Below are 14862 nucleotides of genomic sequence, written 5' to 3' on the forward strand. Positions count from 1 at the left end.
GGCGGCTATCGCCTAGTAGGATCGGTTCGCAATTCTCGGCTACGATGTCCGCAGGCCAGAGCAACAGATCGATGTGATGGAAGAGCCATCGGACGAGACCTTGATGGCGGAGGTTTCGGCGCAGCGGCAGCACGCGTTTCGCGTCCTCATGCGGCGCCATATGCCTCGGGCGCTGCGGGTCGCGGAGCGGATCGTGCGCGACCCGGTCGAGGCCGACGACATCGGCCAGGAGGCGTTCATGCGTGTCTGGACGCACGCAGCCTCTTTCGACCCAGAGGTTGCGAAATTCACGACCTGGCTCTACCGCATCGTCCTCAACCTGACGTTCGACCGCACGCGGCGCCGAACGTTCCAGCCCCTCGAAGACGCTGGCGATGTGCCCGATTCGGGACCGCACGCCGTCGAACGGCTCATCGCCGATGAGGAGGTTCGCCTTCTCAACCGCGCGATGGCCGGCCTGTCGGACCGGCAGCGCGGCGCGATCGCCCTCTTCCACATGGAGGGATTGAGCGGTGAGGAGGCGGCGAACGCGATGAATCTCAGCGCCAAGGCGTTCGAATCGCTGCTGGGCCGCGCCCGCACGGCGCTCAAGGCAAATGTTCAGAAAATACAGCAGACGGGGAGCCACGTATGACGCCCGAACAGTTCAGACAATTGGCCGAGACATGGGGAGGTGACGTCGAGCGCTGGCCCGCGCCGACGCGCGAGGCCGCGCGGCGGATTGCGGCGACTGCGGAAGGCGCTGCGGTCCTGGACCAGCAGTCGCGCCTCGACCGGCTCCTTGCCGTCGCCCCGGAGATCGAGACGGCGCGGGCGGATCGGTCGAGCTTTCTGGTCCTGCAAAGGCTCGCCACCGTGCCGCAGCAGCCTCGGCCGGCATGGCATCAGCGCCTGTTGCGCTGGCCGGCGCTCGTTCCCGCCGCAAGTCTCGCCTGCTCTGTGATGGTGGGTGTGTGGCTGGCGGGAGCGCTGCCCTATGCCCACGCGCCGTCGGACCCCCTGTCCGTCATGAGCGGCGTCTTCGACATCTACGCAATCGGCTATGGATCGGTGCAATGAAGTTCTGGCGAGAATGGTCCACTCCCTGGCGGGCGCTCATGCTGCTGTCGCTGTGCGTCAACGTCGTGCTGTTCACCTATGTCTCGGCGCAATGGCTGCTGTCCGGCGGCTTTCGACCGGGCGCAGCCGTGCCGCTACGCATGATCGAGCGTGTCGCCGAAAGACTTCCGGCGGAAGACGCGGAGATCCTGTGGAGCATTTATCGTGGCAAGGAGGCGGAGCTGGCTCCGCTCCAGGCCGAGTACCGGCTCGCATTGATGAAGGCGATGAAAACGGCGGCGCAGACGAATCTCGACAAGGCCGAGCTGGAAGCAGCCGTGAAGGATGCCCGCGACAAGCGCGTGAAGATTGGCGACCTCGTCGTCTCGACCTTCGTCGAGATGCTGGAACGAATTTCAGCGAAAGGACGCCGACAACTCGTCGGCGGCTATTTTCGCTGAGCCGCGCAGAGTGAACGAGGGATTCGGCCCGTCCAGACGTATCACCTACATCGATGTCTGCGAATTGGTGGAGATGATATGGTGCAACGATTTGACAGGACGGCAAGCGGACCAGTGGTGAGGTTCTCGCATCGGACGGCCGTCTACGTGCGTGCGGGTCTTGCGGCCGCGAGTCTGGTCGCACTTCTCGTGCTGTTTCTTTCGCAAGCCTCCGCAGGCGATGCGCGGAGTGAGGCGAAGCAGGCCTGCAAGGCAGACTATTCACGGTTCTGCGCCGGCACCATGCCCGGGGGCGGCCGCATCCGCAAATGCCTCGGCGACAATTACGCGAGCTTGTCCGGGGCCTGCAAACAGGCCGTCGACGCGAATCCGTCAAAATAGACCAGGTTAGCTCCGCTCCGGCACGCGCTTGATCTTCGCGCCAAGCGCGTTCAGCCGCTCCTCGATGCGCTCATAGCCGCGCTCGATCTGGTCGGCGTTGTTGATCGTCGAGGTGCCCTCGGCGCACACGGCCGCGAGCAGCATCGCCATGCCGGCGCGGATGTCGGGCGAGGTCATCGTGGCGCCGTGCAGGCGGCTGGGGCCGGCGATGATGGCGCGGTGCGGGTCGCACAGCACGATGCGCGCGCCCATCGCGATCAGCTTGTCGACGAAGAACATCCTGGATTCGAACATCTTCTCGAACATCAGGATCACGCCCTCGCATTGCGTGGCGGTAACGATGGCGATCGACATCAGGTCGGCGGGGAAGGCCGGCCAGGGCTGGTCCTCCAGCTTGGGCACATGGCCGCCGAAATCGTCCTGGATCTTCAATGTCTGATTGGAGGGCACGATGAGGTCGTCGCCCTCGATCCGGCAGACGATGCCGAGCCGCTCGAAGCCCATGCGGATCGAGCGCAGATGCTCGACGCCCGCGCGCGCGATGCGCAAGGGCGAGCGCGTCACCGCGGCAAGCCCGATCAGCGAGCCAACCTCGATGTGGTCGGGCTGGATCCGGTACGTCGTCCCGCCGAGCGTCGCTTGACCATGAATGATCATGGTGTTGGTGCCGATGCCTTCGATCCTGGCGCCGAGCGCGACCAAGAAATTGGCGAGGTCCTGCACATGCGGCTCGGAGGCCGCGTTGCGCAAATAGGTGATGCCGTCGGCGGCGACCGCCGCGACCAGCGCGTTCTCGGTGGCGGTGACGCTCGGCTCGTCCAGGAACACGTCCGCGCCCGCGAGCTTTGGCGCGCGGAATTCGAGCCGGTCGGTCGCGGTGACCTTGGCGCCGAGCTGCTCCAGCGCGAGCACATGCGTGTCCAGCCGGCGGCGGCCGATGACGTCGCCGCCCGGCGGCGGCAGCATCACTTCGCCGCAGCGGGCGAGCAGCGGCCCGGCGAGCAGGATCGAGGCGCGAATACGCACGCACAGCTCGGGGTCGAGGTCGGCGGCGCGGATGCTCTTGGCATGGATATGAAGCGTGTTGCGCGCGGACCATTCGGCCGACGCGCCGACCGAGCGGACCAGCTCGACCAGCGTCTCGGTGTCGCGGATCCGCGGCACGTTCTCCAGCACGACCGGATGCTCGGTCAGCAGCGCGGCGGCGATGATCGGTAGCGCCGAATTCTTATTGCCGGACGGCTCGATCGAGCCCGAGAGCCGGTGACCGCCCTCGACGATGTATTGGATGGGCGCCACGGGGTTCTCGCTGTCCTGTTGAGTGGGAGGGCCTGTTTCGGGCGGAAACTACAGAGATTTGAGCGCGGGAGCAATTGTACTGGGCGGTGGTTCGTGGCCGTTCCGTGAGCCCAGGCGAGGCTGCTGATCCCTCATGGTGAGGAGCGCGGAACGCGCGTCTCGAACCATGCAAGCCCCTATGTCGCCCGTGGCCATCCTTCGAGACGCCCGCTTTTGCGGGCTCCTCAGGATGAGGACGGGAGCTTGTGGCAAGCGGCCCCTCAAAACAGCCCGATGATATTCCCGATCACATAGAGGATCGCGATCAGGATCAGAGCCCCCATCATGAAAAAGGAGATTTCGATGCCGATGGCGCCGGTGCCGAGCGTGGCGGCGACGGCGGCGAGGAGCCGTTCCTCCCGGAAGATCAGGGAGAGCACCGAAAGCAGGATGGCGAGCAGGCCGAGCGAGATTGCCGTGACCGATGCGGTTTCACTCCAGCTTCGTCCAGCCGACTTCTCGACCTTCGGAGCCTGATACTCGACGCCCTTCACCTTCGCGACGATGCGGTCCTTGATGCGATGTCCGGTGTCGACGATCACCTTGTCCGCCGGCGGCGGCGGAAACACGATCGGCACGACCCAATGCGGCAGCACCGCCGCCATCAGCGCCAGCACGCCGACGATGCTGCCGATGATGCCGAGGCGGCGTGAGGGCACAGCGGAACTGGGCGTTGCAGAGGCGGTCATGGCGCGACATTTTCCCGGCCGGAATTGGCCTTGCGGGTTCATGCCGTTTCGTCGCGACGGCCCGTGGTGAGGTTCAGAGCCGAATTGGTGCGCCGTCATGCCCGGGCTCGTCCCGGGCATCCACGTTCTTTGTTCCGCGGGGCAAGACGTGGATGGCCGGGACAAGCCCGGCCACGCCGCCGCGGAAGCAGCGAGCCCTCAAATATCGATCGTCGCGCTCAGCGAATGTTCCTGAATGAAATCGCGGCGGGGCTCGACGACGTCGCCCATCAGCTTGGTGAAGATGTCGTCGGCCTCGTCGACCTCCTTAACCTTCACCTGGAGCAGCGAGCGTGCCTCGGTGTCGAGCGTCGTTTCCCAGAGCTGCTCCGGGTTCATCTCGCCGAGGCCTTTGTAGCGCTGCAGGCTGATGCCCTTGCGGCCCGAATCGGTCACGGCCTCGAACAGATCGACCGGGCCGTGGACCACGTGCTCTGAGTCCTTGCGCCGCAGCTTGCCGGAGCGGGCGTAAACGTCCTGGAGCTTGGTCGTGTATTCGTCGAGCTTGCGCGCCTCGGCCGAGCCGAGCAGGGCGTCGTCGATGACGGCGGCTTCCTTGACACCGCGCACGGTGCGCTCGAACAGGAAACCCTGGCCCTCGACGAATTGTCCGACCCAGCCGCGCTCGACCTCCTCGGCCTGGTTGTCCAGCCGGCTCGCGATGTATTGCGCGGCGGCCGCCGCCTTCTCGGGATCGCCGTAGATCTCCTTGTTCAGCACGCCGGTGATGGCGGCCTGCTCGACCACCTTGCGATTATAGCGGCTGTGCAGGTTGCGCAGGACGCTGCGGACTACGCGGGCGTCGTCGACCAGCGCGCGCAGATCGCGCCCGGAGCGGTCGCCGCCGGTGCCGGGGATGTACACGCAATCATCGAGGCCAGCGTCGATGAGATAGTCTTCCAGCGCCCGCTCGTCCTTCAGGTACTGCTCGGACTTGCCGCGCGAGACCTTATAGAGCGGCGGCTGGGCGATATAGAGATAGCCGCCGTCGATGATGTCGCGCATCTGCCGGTAAAAGAACGTCAGCAGCAGCGTGCGGATGTGAGCGCCGTCGACGTCGGCGTCCGTCATCACGATGATCTTGTGATAGCGCAGCTTCTCGACCGAGAACTCGTCGCTGATGCCGGTGCCGAGCGCGGTGATCAGCGTGCCGATCTGCTCGCTCGACAGCATCTTGTCGGGACGGACGCGCTCGACGTTCAGGATCTTGCCGCGGAGCGGCAAGACGGCCTGGAATTCGCGGTTGCGGCCCTGCTTGGCGCTGCCGCCTGCCGAGTCGCCCTCGACGATGAAGAGCTCGGACTTGGCCGGATCCTTTTCCTGGCAGTCGGCGAGCTTGCCCGGCAGCGAGGAGACCGAGAGCGGGCTCTTGCGCGTCAGCTCGCGCGCCTTTCGCGCCGCTTCACGGGCCGCCGCGGCCTGGATCACCTTGCCGACGATCATCTTGGCTTCGCTCGGGTGCTCCTCGAACCAGGCGGCAAGCGCCTCGTTGAGGACGTTCTCGACCACGGGGCGCACTTCCGAGGACACCAGCTTGTCCTTGGTTTGCGACGAAAACTTCGGATCGGGTACCTTCACCGAGAGAACGGCGGTGAGCCCTTCGCGGCAATCGTCGCCGGTCAGCGCGATCTTTTCCTTCTTGGCATTGGCCTCGGCATAGCCGTTGACCTGGCGCGTCAGCGCGCCGCGGAAGCCGGCGAGATGGGTGCCGCCGTCACGCTGCGGGATGTTGTTGGTGAAGCACAGCACGTTCTCGTGGTAGCTGTCGTTCCACCACAAAGCGGCCTCGACGCCGATGCCGTTGGCTTCCGAGCGCACCATGATCGGCGCCGGCACCAGCGCCTTCTTGTTGCGGTCGAGATATTTGACGAACTCCTCGACGCCGCCGGAATAGAACATCTCCTCGCGCTTCTCGACCGCGTGGCGCATGTCGGAGAGCACGATGTTGACGCCGGAATTGAGGAAGGCGAGCTCGCGCAGCCGATGCTCGAGCGTGGCGAAGTCGTATTCGACGTTCTTGAAGGTCTCGGTCGAGGCCAGGAACGTCACCTCGGTGCCGCGCTTGCCCGGGGCATCGCCGACGACCTTCAGCGGCGCCACGGCATCGCCGTGGGCGAACTCGATATAGTGCTCCTTGTTGTCACGCCAGATGCGCAAGCCGAGCTTGCTCGACAGCGCGTTGACGACGGAGACGCCGACGCCGTGCAGGCCGCCGGAAACCTTGTAGGAGTTCTGGTCGAACTTACCGCCGGCGTGCAGCTGGGTCATGATGACCTCGGCCGCCGAGATGCCTTCGCCCTTGTGGATGTCGACGGGAATGCCGCGGCCGTCGTCGCGCACGGTGACGGAATTATCCGCGTTGAGGATCACCTCGACGCGCGAGGCATGGCCGGCGAGCGCTTCGTCGATGGCGTTGTCGACGACTTCGTAGACCATATGGTGCAGACCCGAGCCGTCGTCGGTGTCGCCGATATACATGCCCGGGCGCTTGCGGACGGCATCGAGTCCCTTGAGCACGCGGATCGATTCCGCGCCGTAATCGCTCGCGTTGGAGGGCTCGTTTTCGGCAGCGTGCTGCCGAGCAGGTTCTGTCATGAGAGGCCTTCGAGATGTCGCCCGAATCAGCGGCGCAGAAGGCGCTGATTTGCGGGGCTATTTGTGCCATGAAAGACAGCTTGCGCCTAGCGCAAAGTATCCTCCGGCAACCCTTTGAGAAGATGGGGTTTTTCGGCCGGTTTTCAAGGCGCCGGAGGGCCGATTCTGGGCGCCGCAAAAAGCCCGATTCGAGGGCAGTTTTTTTCCTCGAAAAGCCGTGGATTCTGCGGGGTGAAAGGTTCGGTTTTGGTCGGGCCACAGCGTCGGTGCAACCTCTCCCGCTTACGGGATCGGCGCGTCCGAGCGATGCGAAGCATCGTCCCGCGCGCCGGGTGAGGGCTTTCTCATCTTGGGGATTGTCCCAATGTGGAAGCACCCTCTCCCCAACCCTCTCCCGCAAGCGGGAGAGGGAGCGCACCTGCTTCGTGGCGTCTCAATACATCTGCAGCGGCAGCACGTCGCCGCTCGGGCCCACCAGAAGGCCCCAGGCCTCGCCGGCGGCAACGGTCAGGGACTCGTTACGCGCAGGCCGGCCGGGCAGGCGCAACGCGTACGCGTATTTGCCGGGCGGCAGGTCGAGCATCGGGCCTTTCGGTGATTGCGGGCCGCCGGCGCCGGCTGCGATCTTCACAGTCTGCTTGTTGATCGTCAGCGCGGCCTCGTTCGCTGCCATATTTCCGAGCATGAGCCGCGCTTGTCCCGCCTTCGGCATGATCTCGGCCTTGGCCGCGACATCGGCATTCTTCTGCGCCAGGCTGACCGTGGTCTCGCCCTTGGCGCGGCCGAGCTTGAGCATGGCGGGACCTTGCGGCGAGGTGAAGTCGATCTGCGCGCGTTCCGCGGACACGATCGCGCCGTCGGCTCTCTCCTGCCAGCCCAGCTTTGCAAGCTCGGCCCGGTAGAAGGCGAGGACTTCGTCGAGCGAAGCGGGGATGCGGGCCTCGAGCTCGCGGCGGAGCGGCGCTTCGCCTCCGGGTATCTTGGTGGTGGCGAGCGATTTCGACGAACGCTGCGTCGGCACCGGCAGCGGGGACTCAGGATCGGGCTTGAGCGGCTCGGCGGATTTGGCCTGAATCTCCACCGCCGCGCCGGCCGCAGGCTTGGCCGCTTCGGTCACCAGGCCCGATCCGTCGGCGCGGACATTCACCTTCGGGCCCATCTGCATCACCGTCATCGAGATCGACTTGCCGCCCTTCGAGAACGCCATCACCGCCATGTTCGGCTGGTTGATGACGGAGGGCTGCTCCTTCCAGCCCGAACTCTTCAGCGCGGTGCGATAGAAGCTGCTGAGCGCCTTCACGCTCGACGCCGAGGAGAATTCCAGGTGGCCGTCGCCGCCTTCGAACGTCACGGCTTCGGCGTTTTCGGGCAGCGGCACCGGCGTCTTGCTGTCAGCGAGCGCGGTGAGCGGGGCGTCCGACAGGGAGGCGGCCTGCGTCTTGCGCCTGATATCATCGGCCGCAATGAGCTGCTGAGCCGTACCCAAGGCATCGCTCAGGAATCTCGCGTCGGCCTCCTTCTTCGCCTTGGCGCGGGCGGCGAGCGCGGATTCCTTCACCTGCGCGGTCAGGCTGACCATGGTGAAATCATATTTGCGGCCGAGCCGCAGCACGCCGGTTTCATCGGTGTTGGAGATCTTGATCGCCACCTCGTCGCCGGGCGCGAGCGGTGCGCTGCCATCCTCCTGCCAGCCGCGCGCGGCGAGCTCGCGTTGATAGAAGGCGCGCACGGCGGGCAGCTCGGCCATCGCGGCGGCCGAGATCTCGCGCTTGTTCGAGCTGGCGCTGCCGAGGCCCCGCGCAGATTTGGTTGGCTTCGGCCGCGGCAGACCGGCCATGTCGTCGTCGGCCTCGAGCACCTCCGGCAGCGCGAACGGCGCGACCCGGATCTCGACATTGGTGCGGCCATCGTCGCGGCGCGTCAGGGTCAGCATCACCGGCTTCTGGTAGACGTGCGTCGCGTCGCGATCGGGGTGGTCATAGAAGACGCGAACGCCGTTCGGAACGGTCCCGGCAAGATCGGCGTTCGGCCAGCGCAAGGCCGTCTCTGGGTTCAGCTTGCGCCACCCCATCGCCGCCATGTCCTTGGTAAAGAATGCTGCGGTCGCATCGAGCGCGCCGGGCGCGATGCAGCTGAGATAGGGCCGGGTCTCGTCGAACACGAGATCGATCGCACCTTCCGGAAAGGGCACGTTCGCATAGATCCGGTTCGGCGTGTAGAACACGGCGGACTGGTCGGGTCGCCCGCGCGCCTGTGTGAAGGAAACGCGCAGCCCTTGCCGTCCCTTCTTGAAGGTCAACGCTGCGCTTTTCTCATCCAGCGGATACACATAGGGCACCCAGCCGTCGGCGCTCAGCAGCTTCCTGGTGGCGTCCGACGTGGCGGCAAGCGGGGTCGGCACGGTGTAGATCACGCGATAGGTGTCGGGACGCGAAGTGTCCTCCACCGCACCGTCGAGCCGCGGCAGCGTATGGACGTCGACGATGCCATCATCTGCCGCGCCGGCGGGACGCGAGGGGATCGCTATCGCGAGAATGCCGCAGGCAAGCAGCAGCCATCTTGCCGGGACTTGCGCCCCGCGCCGGATCATCGGCATCGTCAAAAAACTCCTGGATGTCGCGCGGGTCGTCATGCCTTTGCGCATTGGCGGCCTGCGGCGCCGCCGGCGCGGCCTCAGACGAGAAGTCGCGCCGGGAACCGGAGAGGTTCAACAGGCTCAGTACAGCTGCAACGGCGGCCAGGCGTCACCGTCGCGCCCGACCGTGAGCTCCCAGGTGTCGCCGGCGGCGGCGGTGAGGATGTTCGTGGTGGCGGGTTGGCCCGGGACGGCTAGCCTGTACGAATATTCGCCCGGCGCGAGGTCCAGCGCGACGGCATTCGCGCCGGCCGGACGCGGGATGGTCCGCTCGTTGATGGTGAGGACCGCTTCCTTGTCGCCGATATTGCTGAACACCAGCTTCGCCTGGCCGGGCTCGGGCAGCACGTTTGCCTTCATCGCCATGTCCGCGTTCTTCTGCACCAGATGAACCGAGGTGCCGGAATCCTTGCGGGCGAGCTTCAGCGCGGCCGGCCCCAGCGGCGAGACGAAGGCGAGCCGGACGTGATCGGCGTTGACCACGGCGCCATCATGCTGCTCTTGCCAGCCGAGCTTGCGAAGCTCGGTCCGGTAGAAGGCGAGCACGTCGCTGAGCCCTGCGGGCACGGTGGCCTCCAGCCTGACGCGGAGCGGCGCGTCGACGCCCTGCATCAGCGTGGTGTGGATCCCTCTGTAAGTGTAGCGGGTCGGTGCGGGCAGCTTGGCATCGGAATCCAGCGTGAGCGTCGTCGGAAACAGATGCGGCAGCGAGGCACCGGCGCTGGCCGCGAGCATGCACATCGCAAGCAGGGCGAAGCCGCACGCAAACAACTGCCATCGTGCCGGGGCTTGCGCCCCATGCCTCACCGCCGTCATGCTCATGCTCCAAAAATATCGCGAAGGATATCGCGCATGTCCGAGTGCTGCGCGATGGCCGCTTCTTGCGGCCTCAAGCAGCTAGTCGCGATCTGGAACAGGCGGGTTCAATGCGGCGGCCTAGAGGCGGGCCGAGACTCGTCCGCTCTCGACGTCAAACACTTCGCCCCCCGCTCCGATCTCGGCGAAGGCGGCAGGATCCGCACCGGTCAGCCATACCTGCGCGCCGAGCTTCTTCAGCTCCTCGAACAACGCCGCCCGGCGGTTCGGATCGAGATGCGCAACCACCTCGTCGAGCAGCAGCAGCGGCACGATGCCGGTCATCTCGGCGACCAGGCTCGCATGCGCCAACACGAGGCCGATCAGCAGCGCCTTCTGCTCGCCGGTGGAGGCATCGCGCGCCGGCATGCTCTTGGGCGCATAGATCACCTGGAGGTCGGTGAGATGCGGGCCGTCGGTGGTGCGGCCGGCGATCGCATCGCGCGGACGGTTGTCGCGCAGGATCTGGCGGTAGCGGTCCTCGACCGAGGTCGCGGTCTCCTCGAGCAGCGCATTCTCCATCCAGCCGTCGAGCGCGATTTGAGCGGACGGAAATGCGGATTCTTGCGCGCGCGCGTTGAGCATGCCGGTGAGCCTTGCCGCAGTCTGGCCGCGCGTGGCCGCGACCGCGACCGCGAGCTCGGCCGTCTCGCGCTCGATCGCGTCGCACCAATGGTCGTCGTAATTGCGCGTCTCCAGCAGGCGGTTGCGCGAGCGCAAGGAGCGCTCGAGCGCGTTGATGCGGCTGGAATGCTCGCTGTCGATGGCGAGCACGAGACGGTCGAAGAAGCGCCGCCGTTCGGACGCTGCGCCCATGAACAGCCCGTCCATCGCCGGCGTCAGCCACACCATGCGGATATGATCGCCGAAGGCGCTGGCCGAGCCCACCGGCTCGCGGTCGATGCGGCAGCGCCGGCTGACCGTGGTGTCCGCGCGCGGCGCATCGATGCCGGTGCCGAGCGTCGCCAGCCCCAGCGCGCCCTCGACCTGCGCCGACACCGCCCAGGAGCCGTCACCCTGGTTGTCGGCGACATCCTCCAGCGTCGCCCGGCGCAGGCCGCGGCCCGGCGACAGGAACGAGATCGCCTCGATGCAATTGGTCTTGCCCGCCCCGTTCGGCCCGACCAGCGCCACCAGATCAGCCGCCGTCTCGAGCCCCGCCGCTCGGTAATTGCGAAAATGCGTCAGCGTCAGCCGATGAATGCGGGAGGGGGTCATGCTAGCTCGTCATTGCCGGGCTTGACCCGGCAATCCATCGGCCGCGTCAGCGGGCTATTTCATCATATAGGTCTTGCCACGCGGGATTGCTTTTCACGATCAGGTCGATCTTCCACTCGCGTGACCAGTGCTTCATGTTCTTTTCGCGCTGAAGGGCAGCGGCGATCGTGTCGTGTGCCTCGAAATAGACCAGGGTTTTCACCCCGTAGCGTTTGGTGAAACCGTCTGCCAGACCTTCGCGATGTTCATAGACGCGCCTGACCAGATTGTTCGTGACGCCGATGTAGAGCGTTCCACCGGGCTTGCTGGCGAGAATGTACACCCAATAGGTCATCTTGCTTGATGGATGGCCGGGTCAAGCCCGGCCATGACGAAAAGAGAGAAATCGTCTCACACCCGCATCGGCATCAGCACGTACAGCGCGCTCTTGTCGTCGCGGTCCTGCACCAGGGTCGGCGAGCCGGGGTCGGCGAGGCGGAGCGTGGCGACGTCGCCTTCGATCTGGGCGGCGATGTCGAGCAGATAGCGGGAGTTGAAGCCGATATCGAGCGCGTCGGAGGCGTATTCGACCTCGAGCTCTTCGGTCGCGCTGCCGGAATCCGGATTGGTCACCGAGAGCACCAGCTTGCCCGCCGACAGCGACAATTTGACGGCGCGGCCGCGTTCGCTGGAGATGGTGGAGACGCGGTCGACCGCGTTCTCGAAATCCTTCTTGTCGACCACGAGCTCCTTGTCGTTGTTCTGCGGAATGACGCGGCCGTAATCGGGGAAGGTGCCGTCGATCAGCTTCGAGGTCAGCACGACGTTGCCGATGGTGAAGCGGATCTTGGCCTGCGACAGCTCGATCGTCATCTCGGCCTCGGTGTCCTCGATCAGGCGCTGCACCTCGCCGACCGTCTTGCGCGGCACGATCACGCCGGGCATGCCCTCGGCCCCCTTGGGCTGCACCAGGTCGAGCTGGGCGAGGCGGTGGCCGTCGGTGGCGACACCGCGCAGGGTGGCGGCCTTTGGCGTGCCGGCGGCATGCAGATAGATGCCGTTGAGGTAATAGCGCGTCTCTTCGGTGGAGATCGCGAACTGGGTGCGGTCGATCAGCCGCTTGACGTCCTTGGCGGCGAGCGAGAACGAATGCGACATGTCGCCGGCGGCCAGATCCGGGAAATCGTTCTCCGGCAGCGTCTGCAGCGTGAAGCGCGAGCGGCCGGCGCGGATCGCGAGCACCGCGCGGTCGCCGTCGGCCTCCAGCACGATCTGCGAGCCGTCCGGCAGCTTGCGCACGATGTCGTAGAACATGTGCGCCGGCACGGTGGTGGAGCCCGCGGTCGCGGTTTCCGCCGGCAGCGTCTCGGTCACTTCGAGGTCGAGGTCGGTCGCCTTCAGCGACAATTTCGCGTTCTCGGCGCGCACCAGCACATTGCCGAGGATCGGGATCGTGTTGCGGCGCTCGACCACGCGGTGGACGTGGCCCAGCGATTTCAGCAATTGTGCGCGTTCGACCGTAACCTTCATTGCACTACTCGCCCGATCCCTTAGGAAAACACAGCGTTGAGAAGGCCGGGCGGCGGGACGCGCGCCACGGCACCGAAGACCCCGCAAGGCCGGATCATTCCTGCCGATATGACCAAAGCCGTCTGGGTCGCGCAAGGTGCCGCGGATGCCCCGCGGATTCAAGGGATTGGGGCCAGTTCCCCACGATTTACCGCGCCAAAACGAAGACCGCGCCCAGGTGTAGGTGCGCTCCCTCGCCCCGTTCTTACGGGGAGAGGGTTGGGGTGAGGGGCTTCTCTCCGCGGGCGAGCCTGCCGTTGGATCGGTACCCCCTCACCCGGATCGCAAGAGCGATCCGACCTCTCCCCGCAAGCGGGGAGAGGTGAAAGAAGAAATAGGCCTTTATTCCTGAAGCTGGCGCTTCAGCGATTCCACTTCCTCCGACAGCGCGGTGTCCTTGGAGACCAGCGCCTCGATCTTGCGCACCGCGTGCAGCACGGTGGTGTGGTCGCGACCGCCGAAGCGGCGGCCGATCTCGGGCAGCGAGCGCAGCGTCAGCGTCTTGGCGAGATACATCGCCACCTGGCGCGGGCGAACCACATTGGCGGTGCGGCGCGAGGACAAGAGGTCGGAGCGGCTGACATTATACTGCCGCGCCACCACGCGCTGGATGTCCTCGATCTTGATCCGCTTGGGCTCCTGCGGCCGCACCAGGTCGCGCACCTCGTGCTCGGCCATCTCCAGCGTCACCGGCCGGTTGTTGAGCTTGGAATGCGCCAGCAGGCGGTTGATCGCGCCTTCGAGGTCGCGGCCGTTATGGGTGATGGTGCGCGCCAGATAATGCAGCACCTCCTCGGGCACCTCGAACGTGGCGTGATGGGCGCGGGCCGCCGCGACGCGCGACTTCAGGATGCCGTGGCGCAGCTCCTCGCCGAGCGATCCCATCTCGACCACGAGCCCGCCGGCGAGCCGCGAGCGGACGCGATCGTCGAGGCTCTCCAGATCCGACGGCGGACGGTCGGCCGCGATCACGACCTGGCGGCCGGCGTCGATCAGCGCGTTCAGCGTGTGGCAGAACTCGGCCTGCGTCGACTTGCCCTGCAGGAATTGGAGGTCGTCGATGACAAGCACGTCGATGCCGCGCAGCGCTTCCTTGAAGGCCAGCGCCGTCTGCGTCTTCAGCGCGGCGACGAAGCCGTACATGAATTTTTCGGCCGTGAGATACAGCACCTTGCGCTCGTTGCCGGAATTGCCGGCCCAGGTCACGGCCTGCAAGAGATGCGTCTTGCCGAGGCCGACGCCGGCATGGATGTAGAGCGGGTTGAACATCACGGGGTCGCCCCGACGCCCTTCGGCGACCTGGCGCGCGGCCGCATGGGCCAGCGTGTTGGAGCGGCCGACGACGAAGCTGGCGAAGGTCAGGCGCGGATCGAGCGGCGAGCCGCCGAGCGCGTCGTGATTGGCCGAGACCGGCGCGGTCGCGGTCGAACGCAATTCCGGCGTCGGCGCGCGGCGCGCCTCGACCGGCACCGGCGCTTCCTTCGGCTGCGCCGAGGGGCGCACGGCGGAGCGCACCGTGAGATCGATGCGATGCACTTCCGGCATCTCGGCCTGCCAGCACGACAGCACGCGCTCGGCATAATGGGCCTGAATCCAGCTCTTCAGGAACCGCGTCGGCACCGAGAGCCGCACGCTCTCGTCCTGCACGCCTTCCAGATCCATGCGTGCAAACCAGCTGGTGTAGACGTCCTCGCCAACGCTCGAGCGCAGCCGACCCTTCACGCGTGACCAGCGATCCTGTTCCATTGTCATCGTCAGAAAACTTCTCTTGAGAGATATAGTTGCGTTTGTGAGCGCCATGCAGGGTTCTTGCCACGGTCCCTGAAGTGGCGCGACCTCGAGCGAGTCCATCGTCGGGCATAGCTCGACCGTTCGGCGCGAACGCCGCGGGTCAGATCAGCGATGTCAGAGATGGAGGGGTCGCGAGGTCAGCGCGTACTCGGCGCTCCGTCACACGCGGGAGGCTGGAGATCCGACGGAGCTGAAACGGCATCGTTGGAAAAGGAAACGTGCTGAAATACCGCGTTGAGTCCGTAAGACATGATACCTCCCCGTCCTGCCGTGA

12 protein-coding genes are annotated in these 14862 nt (G+C 65.9%); 3 read left to right on the top strand and 9 right to left on the bottom strand.

What is annotated here, in order from left to right; all coding sequences use genetic code 11:
- Positions 1-67: 67 nt before the first annotated feature.
- The 3 genes from ACVWYQ_RS24170 to ACVWYQ_RS24180 are packed head-to-tail and all read left to right on the top strand — an operon-like array spanning position 68 to position 1499.
- Positions 68-634: an RNA polymerase sigma factor gene (locus tag ACVWYQ_RS24170; protein WP_275501917.1), complete on the top strand. Its 567-nt coding sequence runs from the start codon at positions 68-70 to the stop codon at positions 632-634.
- Positions 631-1059, top strand: a complete 429-nt coding sequence (locus tag ACVWYQ_RS24175; protein ID WP_456726449.1) for a hypothetical protein — start codon at positions 631-633, stop codon at positions 1057-1059. Before ACVWYQ_RS24170 ends, ACVWYQ_RS24175 begins: the two co-directional genes overlap by 4 nt.
- Positions 1056-1499 (top strand): periplasmic heavy metal sensor, encoded by a 444-nt coding sequence (locus ACVWYQ_RS24180; protein ID WP_157284907.1) that lies wholly within the window; start codon positions 1056-1058, stop codon positions 1497-1499. Before ACVWYQ_RS24175 ends, ACVWYQ_RS24180 begins: the two co-directional genes overlap by 4 nt.
- Positions 1500-1886: 387 nt before the next feature.
- Here the strand turns inward: ACVWYQ_RS24180 and murA are convergent, their stop codons facing one another.
- From murA to dnaA, 9 genes are all read right to left on the bottom strand, one after another.
- On the bottom strand, positions 1887-3179 hold the full coding sequence (gene murA, locus ACVWYQ_RS24185; RefSeq protein ID WP_036024088.1) for a UDP-N-acetylglucosamine 1-carboxyvinyltransferase: 1293 nt from the start codon (positions 3177-3179) through the stop codon (positions 1887-1889).
- A gap of 260 nt (positions 3180-3439) precedes the next feature.
- Positions 3440-3907, bottom strand: coding sequence for a hypothetical protein (locus tag ACVWYQ_RS24190; RefSeq protein WP_456726450.1), 468 nt, complete (start codon positions 3905-3907; stop codon positions 3440-3442).
- A 198-nt stretch (positions 3908-4105) separates the two neighbouring features.
- Positions 4106-6541 (bottom strand): DNA topoisomerase (ATP-hydrolyzing) subunit B, encoded by a 2436-nt coding sequence (gyrB, locus tag ACVWYQ_RS24195; RefSeq protein WP_157284869.1) that lies wholly within the window; start codon positions 6539-6541, stop codon positions 4106-4108.
- A gap of 433 nt (positions 6542-6974) precedes the next feature.
- The gene (locus ACVWYQ_RS24200; protein WP_456726451.1) at positions 6975-9137 is read right to left on the bottom strand and encodes a hypothetical protein; all 2163 of its coding nucleotides are present in this window, start codon (positions 9135-9137) and stop codon (positions 6975-6977) included.
- A 120-nt stretch (positions 9138-9257) separates the two neighbouring features.
- Positions 9258-9992 (bottom strand): hypothetical protein, encoded by a 735-nt coding sequence (locus ACVWYQ_RS24205; RefSeq protein ID WP_404545157.1) that lies wholly within the window; start codon positions 9990-9992, stop codon positions 9258-9260.
- Positions 9993-10112: 120 nt separating this feature from the next.
- Positions 10113-11249 carry a DNA replication/repair protein RecF gene (recF, locus tag ACVWYQ_RS24210; protein WP_456726452.1) on the bottom strand — a complete coding sequence of 379 codons (1137 nt, stop codon included), beginning with the start codon at positions 11247-11249 and terminating at the stop codon, positions 10113-10115.
- 46 nt (positions 11250-11295) lie between these two features.
- Positions 11296-11583: a GIY-YIG nuclease family protein gene (locus ACVWYQ_RS24215; RefSeq protein ID WP_157284865.1), complete on the bottom strand. Its 288-nt coding sequence runs from the start codon at positions 11581-11583 to the stop codon at positions 11296-11298.
- Positions 11584-11639: 56 nt separating this feature from the next.
- Positions 11640-12758 carry a DNA polymerase III subunit beta gene (gene dnaN, locus ACVWYQ_RS24220; protein WP_036002613.1) on the bottom strand — a complete coding sequence of 373 codons (1119 nt, stop codon included), beginning with the start codon at positions 12756-12758 and terminating at the stop codon, positions 11640-11642.
- Positions 12759-13139: 381 nt separating this feature from the next.
- Positions 13140-14549 (bottom strand): chromosomal replication initiator protein DnaA, encoded by a 1410-nt coding sequence (gene dnaA / locus ACVWYQ_RS24225; protein WP_157284864.1) that lies wholly within the window; start codon positions 14547-14549, stop codon positions 13140-13142.
- Positions 14550-14862 lie beyond the last annotated feature (313 nt).

It is taken from the genome of Bradyrhizobium sp. USDA 3397 (assembly GCF_054060965.1).